The organism is Devosia algicola (assembly GCF_028816455.1).
GTDB classification, from domain to species: Bacteria; Pseudomonadota; Alphaproteobacteria; order Rhizobiales; family Devosiaceae; genus Devosia; species Devosia algicola.
In genome coordinates this window covers 597,949-614,499 of sequence record NZ_CP118246.1, presented here as the reverse complement: position 1 = coordinate 614,499, position 16,551 = coordinate 597,949, and the positions used below count along the sequence as shown (strand labels likewise).

Below are 16,551 nucleotides of genomic sequence, written 5' to 3'. Positions count from 1 at the left end.
TTCTTGTCTAGGGACAGCACATTGAATAGCGGGGATTGGCTCTGGTTGGTTAAGCAGTCGTTAGGAACTGGTTCGCGGCGTGCGTACGGCGGCAAACCTAAAGTTGGTGATTAACGACGAGTCCGCCCTTGAGTGTAACAATGCGATCGGCGCGCCGCGCCAGATCGTGGTTGTGGGTAGCGATCAGCGCGGCCGCACCCTCCTCCTTGATCAGGGTCTTTAGTGCCTCAAACACCAGATCGCTGGTTTCGGGATCCAGATTACCAGTGGGTTCGTCGGCCAATATGACCCGAGGTCGGTTTGCTGCCGCCCGCGCGATGGCGATCCGCTGTTGCTCACCCCCGGACAATTCCGCTGGCCGATGGCTGGCGCGAGGTGCAACGCCAAGAATTTCCAACAATTCAAGCGAGCGAATGTCGGCGTCCTGCTGCGATTTTCCGGCTATCAGTTGCGGCATTGAGACATTTTCGAGCGCCGTGAATTCGGGCAACAAATGGTGAAACTGGTACACATATCCCACCGTGCTCCGACGCAACTGGGTACGACCGCGATCACCGAGCTTGCTGGTCTTGGTACCGATAATCTCGACCTCACCCGATTGCGGGCTTTCGAGCAGGCCACTCAAATGCAGCAGCGTCGACTTGCCCGCACCCGAGGGGGCCACAAGCGCTACCAATTCGCCGCTCAATACCGTCAGATTGGCCGCCTCGAGCACGCGCACCAATTTGTCGCCTTCGCCATAATGTCGGTGGACGTCGCGCAGAACCAGATGTGCCTCATTCATAGCGCAATGCCTCTACCGGATCGTATTGTGCCGCCCGCCACGCGGGATAGAGCGTGGCCAGGAAACTCAGCCCCAACGCCAGGCAAACTACGACCGTAACCTCGGTCGGATCGGTTTTTGAGGGCAGCGAGGATAGGAAAAACACCTCCGGGGGGAATATCGTCACGCCAAGAAATTCGGAAATGGTTGCCCGTAGGCTTTCCGCATTGGCGGCAATGATCAGCCCCAGTACCAAGCCACTCAAGGTACCAATAACGCCGATAGCGGTGCCGGTGATCGAAAAAATTCGCATGATCGAGCCGCGTGTCGCGCCCATTGTGCGCAAAACAGCGATATCGCTGCTCTTGTCCTTGACCAGCATGATCAGGCTCGAAATGATATTGAACGCTGCCACCAGAATGATCATCGACAGAATGGTGAACATGACGACACGTTCGACCTGAAGCGCCGAAAAGAAGGTTTCATTGCGCTGTTGCCAGTCGGTCAAGACCAGTGGGCGCGTGGAAAAATCACTCTGCAACTTCGCCCGCATTCCGGATACATCGTCTGGATTATCGATGAATATTTCGGCGGCAGAGGCCTGGTAGACCCGATCATAGGCTTCATCGATCTCTGCGTCAGTTGCCATGGGATCAAGTGGCTTGTGGCCGGGCTTGAGCACATCCTCATAGAGTTTGAAATATTCCTGGGCCTGTTGCAGCGGCATGTACATGAAGTAGCTGTCAAACTCGACCATGCCGAGGTTGAATATGACACTGACCTTGTAGGAGCGAATTTGTGGCGTTGTGCCGAACGGTGTCTTGGCGCCGTCGGGATTGATGATGGTGACAGAGTCGCCCAGACCGACGCCCAGGGTTTGGGCCAATCGGTAGCCAATAGCAACGCCTTTTGACTGATCCCAACTGTCAAAACCACCCTGCTCTGCCCCATTATAGAGCAGGTCCAGTTTTTTGATATTTTCCTCGTCCATGCCGCGAACGGTCACGCCGGTCGATTGGCCTGCGCCCGATGCCAGCACTTGTCCCTCGACAAAATAGACTGCAAATTTGACACCATCGACCTGCTGTAGCGCGTCAATGGTCTGCTTATAGTCGGTGAATTTCTCTTCGATCGGGTACGCAGTGAAGTGACCGTTGAGACCAAGAATCTTGGTCAGCAGTTCGGCTCGAAAGCCGTTCATGACCGACATGACCACGATCAATGTGGCAACGCCGATGGCGACCCCGACCATGGTAAGGCTGGCGATCACCGATATGAACGCTTCTTTGCGTCGGGCCCGCAAATAACGCCCGGCAATCATCCACTCGAACCGAGAAAAGGCTCGGGTGCCCCGGCTGTGGCCGGCCACGACTTGCTCGCTCAAATGTCGGTCCGCCTTTGGGGTTCTATCAGGGCCTTTATGCGCTTGGCAGCATCCCCGACCGGCAACGTCTCGCGCTCGCCAGACCGGCGGTGCTTGATTTCCACCTCACCGGACTTGAGGCCGCGCGGTCCAAGTATGACCTGGTAGGGAATGCCGATCAGATCAGCAGTCGCAAACTTCCCGCCGGCGCCCTGATCCCGGTCATCATAGAGCATGTCAATGCCATTGGCGTTCAGTTCATCATAGAGTGAATCGCAGGCAGCGGTACACTCGGCATCTCCGGCCTTGAGATTTATCAGCACCGCTTCGAACGGCGCGACACTGACCGGCCAGATGATGCCATCGTCATCATGGGAAGCTTCAATGATGGCGGGCACAAGGCGGGTAGGCCCTATGCCATAAGACCCCATATGCACTGTTATTTCCTTGCCATCGGGACCGGTTACAGTTGCTTTCATCGGCTCGGAATATTTAGTGCCGAAATAGAAGATATGGCCCACTTCGATGCCCCTCGCCGTAACGCGTTTGTCGGGAGGCACTGCGCTCTCATATGCCGCCATATCGACCATTTCCTCGGTCGCTGCATATTGCGAAGTCCAATCGTTGATGATCGGCGACAGATCACCGCGGAAATCTGTATCGGGCGCTGGAATGGGTTTGTCGAGCAGATCCTTGTGACAGAAAACCTCGCTCTCACCAGTATCGGCCAAAACGATAAACTCGTGGCTCAAATCACCCCCGATTGGGCCGGTGTCGGCGCGCATCGGAATTGCGGTCAGGCCCATGCGCGCGTAGGTGCGCAGGTATGCCACGAACATTCGGTGGTACGCCCTTACCGCTGATTCCTTATCCAGATCGAAGGAATAGGCGTCCTTCATCAGGAATTCGCGCGAGCGCATGGTGCCAAAGCGTGGACGGATCTCGTCGCGAAACTTCCACTGGATGTGATACAGGTTCAGCGGCAGGTCCTTGTAGGACTTCACATAAGTGCGGAAAATGTCGGTGATCATTTCCTCGTTAGTCGGGCCGTAGAGAAAATCGCGTTCGTGCCGGTCCTGGATCCGCAACATTTCCTTGCCGTACGCGTCATAGCGTCCACTTTCGCGCCACAGGTCAGCCGATTGGATCGTCGGCATCAGCAATTGGATGGCGCCGGAGCGGTTCTGCTCCTCTTCGACGATCTTTTGCACCTTGATCAGGACCTTGTAGCCCAGCGGTAACCAGGAATAGAGGCCAGAGGCTTGCTGGCGAACCATGCCGGCCCGCAACATCAGTCGGTGCGAGATGATTTCTGCTTCCTTGGGCACATCGCGCAAGACCGGCAGGAAGTACTGAGACAGGCGCATAGTGACTCCAAAAACAGGATGCGACTCAAGGCTTTTGTTGATGCCCACTCAAATCGTACTCGTCCATCCGTTGCAAGCATGGATGCTATGCAGATTCTACGTGACAGCGCTAATTCTTGTGATATGTTCCCTCCAACAAAACAACGGCGGCAACTAAGCCGTCGGACGTCGACAACGTCTAGGGAGGAGCGTTGGCTGCCACTATGTGTGCCTAAGACCAACGTAATTGTCGAACAAACTCTTTTCAGCAGGGCCTTGGTGCCCTGCTTTTTTGTTTTATTTTATATGTTTATAGCATTAGTCTAATGTTTCAGATTAAGTGACGATCCGGGACTCCATCGTCCCGACGGCGCCGCGTGACGGCGTTGGACAGCGGCAGCGAAACCGGTATTGCCGCGATAATTCATGAACCGCACTCGCGGCACGCTAGGTGCCATGGCAAAATATCGCCTCAGCGCTGAACACGTATGAGCCAACACTTTTTTGGCAATGGGAACCGCCGCAGTCGGTTCCCAACGCGAAACCTCGTTTTTAGGGACCCGTCGGGTGTCCCGACTTAACGATCAGCTTTGGGCCATGTAGCTGCAGGCGCTTAGCGCCAGTAGGCCTGAAGCCAGGGGTTGGTGAGTGCCCAGAACAGCGCCAAGGTCACGACAACCGCCAGTATCGAGGTAATTCCAATCTTCGGCAGTAGCCGTGCGGCGGTCGGCGCGCCCGGTTCGGTGCCCGGAATGACATTGCCATCTTCAAGCTGGCTACGCACACCAATTGGCAGCACAACGAACAAGCACAGCCACCAGACGATAAAGTAGATTGCTATTATGCTTGCGATTGGCATGGTCGGTCCTTTCAGACGCGGTGAGCGAAGATCGTAACATTGGGCTTGCGCCCCCAATAGGCATTGACCTCGTTGCGGATCGCCTTGAACAGGGCGGAGTTCAGCACTTCGGTATCGCTGCGCCGCTTTGGTGGCACGCTTTTAAGAACGCCAGCGATGGTGTGTTCCAGGAGCTCGTTGAGCGATTCATCATCGGTTTCGGGCAACCCCTCAATAACGAAATCGGGACCCGCAACGACCTGGCCGCCACCATTGACGCAGATACTGACGACAATGTGCCCGCCAAATGACAGGCGACGGCGCCCTTTTACGCCGCTTTCCTCGGGCGTACACAGCACCAGACCGTCGAGGTAGAGTTCGCCGGTGCGCACCTCGGCCGGAAAAGCCATCGGCTCGGGGAACAGGCGCGCCATATCGCCATTGCGGATGCTGAGCACATTGGCGATGCCTTCAGCCTTGCCCAGTTCCGCGTGGGCCTGAAGATGCATGGCCTCACCGTGAACGGGCACAAGTATGTCCGGCTTGACCCATTCGTAGAGGCGCCGCAACTCGCCCCGCCTTGGGTGACCGGTGACGTGCACCATCGCGTCATTGCGGGTGATGACTTCGACGCCGCGATCGATCAACTGGTTTTGAATATCATTCACTTCGCGCTCATTGCCGGGAATGGCCCAAGACGAGAAAATCATCCGGTCGCCTGCATTGAGATCAATCACGGGATGTTCACCCCGGGCAATGCGGGCGATCGCCGCACGCGGTTCGCCCTGGCTGCCGGTGCACAACAACACAACCTTGTTGCGCGGCAGCGAACGATACATGTCTTGATCGTGCATTGTCGGCACGCCCTCCAGCATGCCCAGTTCACGGGCAATGCCGGTGATGCGGTGCAGCGACCGCCCGGACAGCACGACCTCGCGCCCGGCCTTGGCGGCGGCCCGCGCGACCGAAATCACTCGCCCGACATTGGAGGCAAATGTCGTGACGGCAACGCGATGGGGGGCACTGGCGATCAGCGTTGCCAGATTATCACCGACCTCGCTTTCGCTGGGGCTTTCACCGTCCTTCATGGCGTTGGTGGAGTCGCAGACCAGTACGAGCGGCGTGGAGCGGTCCTCACCGATCTGCTGCAGCCGGGCAATGTCAGTCGGCGCATTGCCAACCGGTGTCGCATCCAGCTTCCAGTCGCCAGTATGAAGAATTCGCGCGACAGGCGTTGAGATCAATAATGCGTTGCTCTCCGGGATGGAATGGCAAACATTAATGGCCTCGACGGTGAAGGGGCCAACATCAAGTGCCTTGCCAGGCTTCATGATGGTCAGGTCGACATTGTCGATGATGCCATCCCCTGCCCGTTTTGCCGCCAGCATTGCGGCGGTAAACGGTGTCGCGAACACTGGCCGGTCAAAGCTGGGCCAAAGGTCCAGCACAGCGCCATAGTGGTCTTCGTGACTGTGGGTCAGCACTAGACCCACAACATCGTCGGCCCGTTCCTCGAGAAATTCGGGGTTGGCCATGATCAGTTCAATGCCCGGCAGGCTGGGGTCGCCGAACGAAACGCCGCAGTCAACCACGAGCCATTTGCGTGACTTCTCGGGGCCAAATCCATAGGCCCCCATGTTCATACCGATTTCGCCGACGCCGCCGAGCGGCACGAATACCAGTTCGTCCCTTTGTGCTTTCGCCATGGGTTCAACTCGTCCTTGTATAATGCGGCGCACGTGCCGGGAAAATTCCCGGTTTCGTTGCTGCCGCGATGTTTCCTGGTCAGCTTCGGGCGCTGGCCGTTGCCCCAAAATGTACGTCACCGGCGGTGATCGCTATACGTGCGTCATTGTCAGCGCGTACGATCAGCCTTCCGGCGTCGTCTATCGTTTCGAAAATGCCGCGAACGATCTGTCCGTTCTGGTTGACCGACACCGGCGCGCCGATGCCAGCGGCAGCCTGGCGCCAATAGTCCAACACCGCAGCGATGCCGTGTCCGTCTGCCCAAAGGCCAAAGACATCCACCCAGCAATCACTCAATGATTCAAATATCTGCTGCGCCGAGCGCGCGACGCCGAGTTCGGTCAAGCTGGTTGCTGGATAGGGCAGTCCATCGGGCGCCGCCACCGCGTTGACCCCAAAACCGATGGCGATGGCGTGACGCCCATCGTCCAGTTTTTGTGCCTCGAGCAATATGCCTGCCAGCTTGGCGCCGTCCGCCAGCACGTCATTTGGCCATTTGAGTGCTATGCGGGCGCCCTGACTGTGCCCGATACCGTCCGCACCATCGATGCCGATCCTTATATCAGTCGCAGGCAACAATTGACCAAGCGCCCTATTCAACGAAACGCCCGCCACAAATCCAAGCGTCGCTGCCGCCGCCGGATCGGCATCGGGGATGATCAGCAACGTTGCGGCCAGATTGCCGTGCGGGGTAGACCATTGTCTCCCTCGTCGGCCTCGTCCTGCTGTCTGCTGCAAGGCTGCAAACCAGATGCCGCCAGCATCTCCGCCTGTCGCCGCTGTCAATGCTTCGCTATTGGTCGAGCCGACGGCGTCGAACCCGCACAGCCGATAACCTGCCGTGCGTGCCTTGGGCCCGAGGGCAAATGCCGTCACCTAGAACAGACTTCCTGCTGCCATGTGGGCAACGCCCGCAAGTGCCCCGCCAACGGTGAAATAATAGGTCACCAGCAGAAAGCCGGAAATTCCCATTATGATACCCAACTCATTGGGCACCGCTGCAAAGGTCTGGCGCGGCTCATCAAAATACATCAGTTTGACGATGCGCAGATAATAGAATGCACTGACCGCACTCGCCAGGACGCCGATCACGGCCAACAGGTAAAGCTGCGCGTCGATGGCCGCCAGGAAAACGTGCCACTTGGCAAAGAACCCGGCGAGCGGCGGCATGCCGATCAATGAGAACATGACAACGGCCATGATCGCGGCCACATAGGGGCGGGTCTGTGCGACACCGGCAAAGTCCTCGATATTCTCGATTTCGCCGTTTTCGGTACGCAAGGACAGGAGGCAGGCAAACATGCCAATCGTCATTGTCACATAAATTGCCATATAGATCGCAACGCCCTCGACACCGCCCTGATTGGCCGCTGACAGCCCGACGAGCGCAAAACCGACGTGACCGATGGAGGAGTAGGCAATCAGGCGCTTGATCGACTTCTGGCCGATCGCGGCAAACGCGGCCAGAACCATTGATGCAATCGACAGAAAAATCAAAATTTGCTGCCAGTCGTGGGCAATCGGGGCAAAGGTGTTGGACACCAACCGCACCATCAGCGCCATTGCTGCGACTTTTGGGGCGGTCGCAAATAGTGCTGTGACCGGGGTTGGCGCGCCTTCATAAACGTCCGGCGTCCACATGTGGAACGGTACGGCGGAAATCTTGAAGGCAACACCGGCCAGAAGGAACACAAGGCCGAAGATCAGGCCAATCGAGCGCCCTTCGGCGGTGATCTGGGCCAATATAGCCGGCAGGTTGGTTGTGCCGGTAAAGCCATAGACCATTGAGGCACCATATAACAGCATGCCCGACGACAGCGCGCCCAGTACGAAATATTTGAGTCCCGCCTCGGTAGCGCGGCTGTCATCGCGTTTGATCGCCGCCACGACATAAAGCGCCAGCGACTGCAACTCCAACCCGACATAGAGGGTCATGAGATCATTGGCCGACACCATCATCATCATGCCAAGCGTCGCCAACAGCACGAGCACTGCATATTCGAACTTGTGAACGCCCTGCTCTACCGCATTGGGCAAAGCCAACATCAGCGCAAAAGCTGATCCACCCAATACCAACGCCTTCATGTAACGGCTGAACCCATCGGCGATAAAGGTGCCATTGAACAGGATGCCGTCCTGCCCCTGAAACATCGTCAGCGCGGCCACAACCAGCAGCAGCACGATGGCGGCATAGCTGATGCCTATCGAGCGTTCCTTGTTGATGACCACACCGACGAGCAGCAGAACCACCGCGCCGATGGCAATTGCCATTTCAGGGAAAATTGGTGCCAGACTGGCAAATGAGGTGACGTCGGAACCCATTGGCCCCTCCTAATGCGCTACAGCAGCTGCAATTGCCGCCGGGGCATCAACTGCAGCACTATAGTGGGAAACGAGCGCATTGACCGAAGCCGCGGTGGCGTCGAGAATTGGCGCTGGATAAAAGCCGAAGAAAATGATCAACGCAATCAACGGATAAAGCGTGAATTTTTCGCGCATATTGAGGTCAAGAATGCTTTTGAGGCTTTCCTTGGTGAGTGCGCCGAATATGATCCGGCGATAGAGCCACAAGGCGTAACACGCTGAAAAGATCACCCCGAAAGCGGCGCCGAACGCGACCCAGGTGTTGACCTGGAAAATACCGATCATGGTGAGAAATTCACCGACAAAGCCCGAAGTACCCGGCAGGCCGACATTTGCCATGGTGAACACCATGAAGGCAAAGGCGTAGCGCGGCATCCGCTCGACCAGCCCGCCATAGGCAACAATATCACGCGTGTGCATACGGTCGTAGATGACGCCGACACTCAAGAACAGCGCGCCGGATACAATACCGTGCGAGATCATCTGGAACACCGCGCCCTGAACACCGAGAGCGTTGCCAGCAAAGATGCCCATGGTCACAAAGCCCATATGCGCCACCGACGAATATGCGATCAGCTTTTTCATATCGGTCTGCACCAGCGCGACCAGCGAGGTGACAATAATCGCGGCGACGGACAGTACGAAGACGAAATTGGCAAAATACAGCGACGCGTCAGGGAACATGGGCAGCGAGAAGCGCAGGAAGCCGTAGCCGCCAAGCTTGAGCAGGATCGCCGCCAGAATGACCGAACCGGCCGTCGGCGCCTCCACGTGGGCCTCGGGCAACCAGCGATGGAATGGCCACATCGGCATCTTGACCGCCAGAGAAGCAAAAAACGCCAGCCACAGCCAGGTCTGCATACCCACCGGAAAATCGTGGGTCAACAGTTTGGAAATGTCGGTGGTGCCTGCGTTCCAGTACATGCCCATGATCGCCAGCAGCATCAGGACCGAGCCGGTGAAGGTGTAGAAGAAGAACTTGTAGCTTGCCTGAATGCGACGTTTGCCGCCCCAGATACCGATGATCAGGAACATCGGCAAAAGCGTTCCTTCGAAGAACACGTAGAACATGGCCAGATCAAGCGTGGTGAAAACACCGATCATCAGCGTTTCAAGGATCAGGAACACGATCATGTATTCGCGCACGCGGACCTGGACAGATTCCCAACTGGCCAGCACGCAGAATGGCATCAACAGCGCGGACAGAACCACGAACAGTACAGAAATGCCGTCGACACCAACGCGATAGCCGATGCTTTCGCCAATCCATGGCTTGTTGACAACAAACTGAAAGCCCGGATTGGAAGCGTCGAATTGGGCCCACACCATAAGCGACAGCAATAGGGTCACGAGAGTGGTGACGAGCGCCACCCAGCGGATGCGATTGAGCGCGCTTTCGTCCTTGCCGGTCATGAACAACAGGATGAACGCGCCCAGCAGCGGCAGAAAGGTTGTAAGCGTAAGAATGGAATTTTCGAAAGTCATCAGATCAGTCCCCCGGCCGCAATGGCCCAGGTCAATAGAGCCTGCCACCCCAATGAGCATGGCGAACGCGTAGTGGTAGAGGTAGCCCGACTGCAGGCGCACAACCCAAGCGGTCACGTTCTGTACCCGACGGCCGAGACCTTCAGTGACCGTCTGGTCAATGAGTTGATCGTCAAACCGCTGCCAGAGAAACCGGCCAATCCACAAGGCGGGTCGCACAAAGATGCGATCGTACAATTCGTCAAAATACCATTTGTTCAAGAGGAACTGGTAGAGGCCCGGATTGGTGTCGGCCAGCCTTTTGGGCGTGCTTGGATCGCGGATATACATATACCAGGCAATAATGAAGCCAAAGACCATGGCAAGGCTTGCCGACCATTTCGCCCAGAGCGGCGCGGCGTGGGCACCTTCAAGAATTTCATGATCGACAACAATCGAACCGTTGAAGAAATGCTCGATGTGACCAATGTCGTGGAAGAATATGCCATAGAATACAACGCCACTCAGCACCGCACCCGCCGCAAGAAAATAGAGCGGCACCAGCATGACGTTAGGGCTTTCATGGGCGTTGTCGTAGGCGCTGCCATGATCGTGGCCATGCTCATCATGGGCATGATCCTGGCTTGGCGCGTCGTGACGCGGCTTGCCATGAAAAGTCATGAAAATCAGGCGCCACGAATAAAAACTTGTGAACAGCGCGGCGATAACCAGCATCCAGAACGCAAACGCGCCCGCATTGCCACCGACGGCATATGACGCTTCGATGATGGAATCCTTGGAAAAGAAACCGGCAAAACCCAGCGACGTGCCCGGAATACCGACCCCGGTCAGTGCCAGCGTGCCAATCAGCATCATGGCGTAGGTCACCGGAATTTTGTGCCGGAGGCCACCCATGTTGCGCATGTCCTGCTCGTGATGCATGGCGTGAATAACCGAGCCGGCGCCGAGAAACAGCAGCGCCTTGAAAAAGGCATGAGTGAACAGGTGAAAAATACCGGCCGAATAGGCACCTGCCCCCAATGCCACAAACATGTAGCCAAGCTGAGAACAGGTCGAATAGGCAATTACGCGTTTGATATCGTTTTGGACCAGCCCGACAGTGGCAGCAAAGAAGGCCGTGATCGCCCCGATAATCAGGACAAAGGTCATGGCGGTGGGCGAGGCTTCAAACAGGGGCGACAGACGCGCCACCATGAAGACGCCCGCCGTCACCATGGTGGCGGCATGGATCAATGCGGATACCGGTGTCGGACCTTCCATGGCGTCAGGCAGCCATGTATGCAGCAAGAACTGCGCCGACTTGCCCATGGCACCCATGAACAGCAGCAGGCACACAACGGTCATGGCGTCAAAATTCCAGGAAAGGAAATTGATGCTGGTGTCCTTGGCGCCTTCGACGGCATGGAACGCACCGTCAAAATCGATGTGTCCGAGAACCATGAACGCGCCGAAGATGCCCAAGGCGAAGCCAAAGTCGCCAACGCGGTTGACAATAAACGCCTTCATGGCCGCCGCATTGGCCGAGGGTTTTGTGTACCAGAAGCCGATGAGCAAATAGGAGGCCAGCCCGACGCCTTCCCAACCAAAGAACATTTGGAGGAAGTTGTCCGCTGTCACCAGCATCAGCATGGCGAAGGTAAACAGCGACAGATAGGCAAAAAAGCGCGACCGATGCGGATCGTCGTTCATATAGCCAATAGAATAGACGTGCACGAGGCTGGAGACGGTATTGACGACAACCAGCATGATTGCTGTGAGCGTGTCGACGCGCAAGACCCAGCGCAAATCCATGTCACCAACCTGGATCCAGCGCATTACCTCAACTTTGAAGGCTTCGGCGTGCGCGGCGCCTTCCACGGCCTCACCGCCGCCAAACGCCATTGGCAGGAAGACGATCCAGGATAATACCGCCCCAATGATGAGCAGTCCCGTCGTAATATATTCGCTGTTGCGATGACCGATCTGGCGGCCGAAAAGCCCAGCTATAAGCGCGCCGATCAGGGGCAGAAAAACAATCGCTTGGATCATGGCGAGCTTCTAGCCCTTCATCATGTTGACATCGTCAACCGCAATGGAGCCGCGGTTGCGATAGAAAATTACCAGAATGGCCAGGCCAATTGCCGCCTCTGCGGCCGCCACGGTCAGGATCAGCAGGGCGAATACCTGCCCCTGCAAATCATTGAGAGCCGCCGAGAACGCCACAAAGTTGAGGTTCACCGCCAACAGGATCAGTTCGACCGACATCAAGATAATGATGACGTTCTTCCGGTTGAGAAATATGCCGAACACGCCAAGCGTGAACAGGATTGCCGCTACGGTCAGATAGTGACCGAGCCCGATTTCCAAGCCCATGTTCGCCCCCTAGAGTCCTTGACCGCTTTTGACTTTGACTATTTTCATCGCATCGGCGGGCCGACGCGCTGTCTGAATGGCTGGATCCTGCCGCTTGACGTTGACCTTGTGACGCAAGGTCAGAACGATGGCACCGATCATGGCGACCAACAGGATCGCGCCGGCACCTTCAAACAGGAAGGCGTAGCGCGTGTAAATTACCAGTCCCAGCGCCCGCGTATTTTGCACGCCCATATCGATGGGTATGGTCGCGACGCCGCCAAGCTGTGGCGCAATTACGAAGCTGCCGGCCACCAACAGCAGTTCGAGCAGGAAGATGACCCCGATAACCACGCCAATCGGCATATATTGCAATATTCCTTGTCGCATCGAGCCAAAATCGACATCGAGCATCATCACGACGAACAGGAACAGCACCATCACGGCGCCGACATAGACCACGACCAACAGGAGCGCCAGGAATTCGGCACCTGCCAGCAGAAACAGGCCCGAGGCGTTCAAAAATACCAAGATCAGGAACAGCACCGAATGGACGGGGTTGCGCGACGAAATCACCATAAGCGCGGAAATGACCGCAATGGTTGAAAACACATAGAAAAAGAACTGTGGAAGGCTCATCGTCTTCCCTCTCAGCGATAGGGTGCATCGGCGAGCAGGTTATGGGCGATTTCACGCTCCCACCTGTCACCGTTCGCCAAGAGCCGCTCTTTGGAGAAATAGAGGCTCTTCGCGGGTTTCTGTTGCAAATTCGAAGTTTGGCCCCTCAACGATGGCGTCCACCGGGCAGGCTTCCTGACAGAAACCGCAATAGATGCATTTGACCATGTCGATGTCATAGCGAACGGTACGGCGCGTACCATCGTTTTGGCGTGGCCCTGCTTCGATGGTAATCGCCTGCGCCGGGCAAATCGCTTCACACAATTTACAGGCGATGCACCGCTCTTCGCCGTTTGGATAGCGGCGCAGCGCATGCTCACCGCGAAAGCGGGGGCTGACGTGCCCCTTCTCGAAAGGATAATTGATGGTTGCCTTTGGCTTGAAGAAATATCGCATCGACAGAATGAAGGTCGAAACGAATTCCTTGAGCAATAGCGCATTCAGGAATTGGGTGGCGCGCATCAGGCAACCCCTCCGTGCCAGCCCCAGCCGGTAAGCTGAAGAATAAATGCAAGAATGATGACCATCGCCAGCGACAGGGGCAGGAAGACTTTCCAGCCCAGCCGCATCAGCTGATCATAGCGATATCGCGGCACAAAGGCCTTCACCATGGCGACCATGAAGAAGACCAGCGAGGTCTTCAAAATGAACCAGACTGCGCCCGGGATCCAGGTGAATGGTGGCAGGTCGATCGGTGACACCCAGCCGCCCAGGAACAGGATGGTGGTGAGCGCGCACATCATGATGATCGAGATATATTCGCCCAGCATGAACAGCAAATAGGGGGTCGAGGCATATTCGACCATGAAGCCCGCAACCAGGCTCTGACTCAGCTTCAGGCAGATCGAATGGGGGCCGGTTGGTTTCCGCCAATAGCGAAATGAAGAACACCACGAACATGGGGAACAGCGGCAGGAAGAACCAGTTGAGGAACGCCAGTTGCGGCAGTCCAATCATATGGGCCAGGCCCATCTGTTTTTGCGCAATGACAATGTCAGTCAGGTTCAATGACCCGACGCACAGCAGCACGGTGATGATGACCAGGCCGATCGAAACTTCATAGCTGACCATTTGTGCAGCAGAGCGTAGCGCACCAAGAAATGGATATTTCGAGTTGGACGCCCAACCACCCATGATCACGCCGTAAACGCCGAGCGAGGAAATCGCCAGCAGATACAGGATTCCGACATTAAGATCCGTCAGGGCCCAGCCTTCGTCGATGGGGATAACAACCCATGCCGCCAGCGCGAGCATCGCCAGCACGAATGGCGCGAGCAGAAACACCAACTTGTCGGCACCGGCGGGAATGACAGGTTCCTTGAGCACGAATTTGAGCAAATCGGCAAATGATTGCAACAGTCCGAACGGCCCAACCACATTGGGGCCGCGGCGAATTTGCACCGCCGCCCAGATCTTGCGGTCTGCCAGCAGAATATAGGCGGTAAAAATCAGTAGCGCGATCAGCAGGAGCAGTCCTTTATAGATAAAGCCCACCTGCGTGCCGCCCAGTCCGGGTACACCCAGCAGATAGTCGAGCGCTGAAAGAATAAAGTCCATAACGCTCCCCTATTCCGCTGCCTGGCGCAGACCAGCTGCGGTCGCGGCACATTCACCCATGGTGGCCGAGGCGCGGGCAATCGGATTACTCAGATAAAATTCGGTGATCGGTGAGGCAAATTTTGCCTTACTGACCTTGGCCGACGCATTGGCAAGTTTTTTTACGTCAGCCAGCTTGCCCGGCTCAATGGCGTCGATCCGAGCAAGATGAGGGTGCATCAAATAGATAGCGGCGCGCAATTGGGCCAGCGAGTTGAATGGCAATGGCTTGCCGATCACGCCCGAAAGCGCGCGAATGATCGCCCAGTCTTCCTTGGCGTCGCCGGGTGGGAATACGGCGCGCGCCGTCATCTGAACGCGACCCTCTGTGTTGACGTAGGTGGCGCTTTTTTCGGTGTAGGTAGCACCGGGCAGAATGATATCGGCGCGATGGGCGCCATTGTCGCCGTGTGTACCAATATAGACTACCAGCGTGTCACCCAGACCGCTCAAATCATATTCGTCGGCGCCAAGCACGAAAAGTACGTCTGCATCGCCCTTGAGCATCGCGGCAGTGTTCATGGCGCCCTTGGCCGGCACAAAGCCGATATCCAGGGCACCCACGCGCGCGGCGCCATTGTGCAGAATGGCCAACCCGTTCCAGCCCTCGGCAATGTCCTTGCCGGACGTTGCCAGGGCCGCCGCCTGTGCCAGAACGTCCGCTGTTGCTGCCCCCTCGCCCACGATCACCAGCGGGTTTTTGGCCTTTGCCCAGGTCTCGGCGAATTCGCCTTTTCCAGCGGCAAGGTCCGCCAGGCTTTGCCCGCCTGTACCCAGGTGGGTGTAGCTATATGTCAGGTCTTCGGCGGGTCCAACAACCCCTATTGGCAGACTGCTGGCACGCCACACCTTGCGAATGCGTGCGTTCAAGACGCTGGCTTCGTGGCGTGGATTGGTGCCGATTAACAAAATCGCGTCGGCCTGTTCGATCCCGGCAATGGTGGGGTTGAAAATATAGCTGCTGCGTCCCTTGGACGGATCCAGTGCCAAACTGGTTGGTCGTGCATCAACACTTTTCGAGTCCAACGAGGCCAACAATGCCTTGAGGGCGAACATTTCCTCAACACCAGCCAAATCGCCCGCGATGGCGCCAATCCTGGCGCCGGGCTTCTTGACCGCCTTGGCAATGGCTGTAAACGCCTCGTCCCAAGTAGCCGCGCCGAGCTTCTTGCCACGACGAACATAGGGGCGATCGAGGCGCTGACTCTTGAGCCCATCCCAAATGTAGCGGGTCTTGTCAGAAATCCATTCTTCATTGATGGATTCATTGACGCGCGGCAAGATGCGCATGACCGCGCTACCACGGCTGTCGACCCGGATATTGGAACCCAGAGCATCCATCACATCAATGGACTCGGTTTTGTTCAACTCCCATGGACGGGCATGAAACGCATAAGGCTTGGACGTGAGGGCGCCGACAGGGCACAGATCGATGACATTGCCCTGCAGTTCGCTTGACAGCGCCTTTTCCAGATAGGTGATGATCTCGGCATCTTCACCGCGACCCAGCAGCCCCATTTCAGCGACGCCAGCGACTTCGGTCGTAAAGCGGACACAGCGCGTGCAATGGATGCAGCGGTTCATCGAGGTCTTGACCAACGGCCCCATATATTTGTCTTCAACCGCCCGCTTATTTTCAGCAAACCGGTTCTTGTCGACGCCATAGGCCATGGCTTGATCCTGAAGGTCACATTCCCCACCCTGATCGCAGATCGGGCAATCGAGTGGATGGTTGATCAGCAGGAACTCCATCACGCCTTCGCGGGCCTTCTTGACCATGGGCGTATTGGTAAACATTTCGGGCGGCTCGCCATTCGGCCCGGGGCGCAAATCCTTTACCCCCATGGCGCAGGCTCGCCGTCGGTTTGGGCGGCCCGCCCTTCACTTCGACCAGGCACATGCGGCAATTGCCAGCAACTGACAGGCGCTCATGATAGCAAAAGCGCGGTATTTCGGCGCCAGCTGCTTCGGCTGCTTGCATCAGCGTGTAATGGTCGGGAACTTCAATGAGTTGGCCGTCTATCTTGATTGAGGTCATGGG

The 16,551-nt window shown here is 56.8% G+C and carries 10 protein-coding genes and 4 pseudogenes; all 14 read right to left on the bottom strand.

Translation table 11 applies throughout. The annotated features are described in order from the left end of the window. Positions 1–97 precede the first annotated feature (97 nt). Positions 98–784 (bottom strand): ABC transporter ATP-binding protein, encoded by a 687-nt coding sequence (locus PSQ19_RS03295; RefSeq protein ID WP_282219609.1) that lies wholly within the window; start codon positions 782–784, stop codon positions 98–100. Further along, positions 777–2,084, bottom strand: coding sequence for an ABC transporter permease (locus tag PSQ19_RS03290; RefSeq protein ID WP_282220599.1), 1,308 nt, complete (start codon positions 2,082–2,084; stop codon positions 777–779). The genes PSQ19_RS03295 and PSQ19_RS03290 overlap by 8 nt, the downstream gene beginning before the upstream one ends. Positions 2,085–2,143: 59 nt before the next feature. Next, entirely contained in the window at positions 2,144–3,493 is a 1,350-nt protein-coding gene (gene proS / locus PSQ19_RS03285) for a proline--tRNA ligase (protein ID WP_282219608.1), read from the bottom strand. A 592-nt stretch (positions 3,494–4,085) separates the two neighbouring features. Then, positions 4,086–4,331, bottom strand: a complete 246-nt coding sequence (locus tag PSQ19_RS03280) for a DUF1467 family protein (protein WP_282219607.1) — start codon at positions 4,329–4,331, stop codon at positions 4,086–4,088. Positions 4,332–4,342: 11 nt separating this feature from the next. Beyond that, positions 4,343–6,016, bottom strand: coding sequence for a ribonuclease J (locus PSQ19_RS03275; protein WP_282219606.1), 1,674 nt, complete (start codon positions 6,014–6,016; stop codon positions 4,343–4,345). 79 nt (positions 6,017–6,095) lie between these two features. Further along, positions 6,096–6,932, bottom strand: a complete 837-nt coding sequence (locus PSQ19_RS03270) for a biotin--[acetyl-CoA-carboxylase] ligase (protein ID WP_282219605.1) — start codon at positions 6,930–6,932, stop codon at positions 6,096–6,098. Next, entirely contained in the window at positions 6,933–8,378 is a 1,446-nt protein-coding gene (nuoN, locus tag PSQ19_RS03265; RefSeq protein WP_282219604.1) for an NADH-quinone oxidoreductase subunit NuoN, read from the bottom strand. Positions 8,379–8,387: 9 nt separating this feature from the next. Continuing rightward, positions 8,388–9,905, bottom strand: coding sequence for an NADH-quinone oxidoreductase subunit M (locus PSQ19_RS19660; RefSeq protein WP_407649072.1), 1,518 nt, complete (start codon positions 9,903–9,905; stop codon positions 8,388–8,390). Continuing rightward, positions 9,905–11,933: pseudogene (gene nuoL, locus PSQ19_RS19655) on the bottom strand (NADH-quinone oxidoreductase subunit L). The gene PSQ19_RS19660 and the pseudogene nuoL overlap by 1 nt, the downstream one beginning before the upstream one ends. A gap of 9 nt (positions 11,934–11,942) precedes the next feature. Beyond that, positions 11,943–12,251, bottom strand: coding sequence for an NADH-quinone oxidoreductase subunit NuoK (gene nuoK, locus PSQ19_RS03255; protein WP_282220598.1), 309 nt, complete (start codon positions 12,249–12,251; stop codon positions 11,943–11,945). Positions 12,252–12,266: 15 nt separating this feature from the next. Continuing rightward, positions 12,267–12,875, bottom strand: a complete 609-nt coding sequence (locus PSQ19_RS03250) for an NADH-quinone oxidoreductase subunit J (protein ID WP_282219602.1) — start codon at positions 12,873–12,875, stop codon at positions 12,267–12,269. An 11-nt stretch (positions 12,876–12,886) separates the two neighbouring features. Then, positions 12,887–13,376 (bottom strand): annotated as a pseudogene (gene nuoI, locus PSQ19_RS03245) (NADH-quinone oxidoreductase subunit NuoI). Then, positions 13,376–14,471: pseudogene (nuoH, locus tag PSQ19_RS03240) on the bottom strand (NADH-quinone oxidoreductase subunit NuoH). Before nuoH ends, nuoI begins: the two co-directional pseudogenes overlap by 1 nt. Before the next feature lie 9 nt (positions 14,472–14,480). Further along, positions 14,481–16,548: pseudogene (gene nuoG / locus PSQ19_RS03235) on the bottom strand (NADH-quinone oxidoreductase subunit NuoG). Positions 16,549–16,551: the final 3 nt, after the last annotated feature.

What these genes read in the sequence shown, in the direction of transcription:
- PSQ19_RS03295 (WP_282219609.1), bottom strand. Translation starts at nt 784, where the DNA reads ATGAATGAGGCACATCTGGTTCTGCGCGACGTCCACCGACATTATGGC.
- PSQ19_RS03290 (WP_282220599.1), bottom strand. Translation starts at nt 2,084, where the DNA reads ATGATTGCCGGGCGTTATTTGCGGGCCCGACGCAAAGAAGCGTTCATA.
- proS (WP_282219608.1), bottom strand. Translation starts at nt 3,493, where the DNA reads ATGCGCCTGTCTCAGTACTTCCTGCCGGTCTTGCGCGATGTGCCCAAG.
- PSQ19_RS03280 (WP_282219607.1), bottom strand. Translation starts at nt 4,331, where the DNA reads ATGCCAATCGCAAGCATAATAGCAATCTACTTTATCGTCTGGTGGCTG.
- PSQ19_RS03275 (WP_282219606.1), bottom strand. Translation starts at nt 6,016, where the DNA reads ATGGCGAAAGCACAAAGGGACGAACTGGTATTCGTGCCGCTCGGCGGC.
- nuoN (WP_282219604.1), bottom strand. Translation starts at nt 8,378, where the DNA reads ATGGGTTCCGACGTCACCTCATTTGCCAGTCTGGCACCAATTTTCCCT.
- PSQ19_RS19660 (WP_407649072.1), bottom strand. Translation starts at nt 9,905, where the DNA reads ATGACTTTCGAAAATTCCATTCTTACGCTTACAACCTTTCTGCCGCTG.
- PSQ19_RS03250 (WP_282219602.1), bottom strand. Translation starts at nt 12,875, where the DNA reads ATGAGCCTTCCACAGTTCTTTTTCTATGTGTTTTCAACCATTGCGGTC.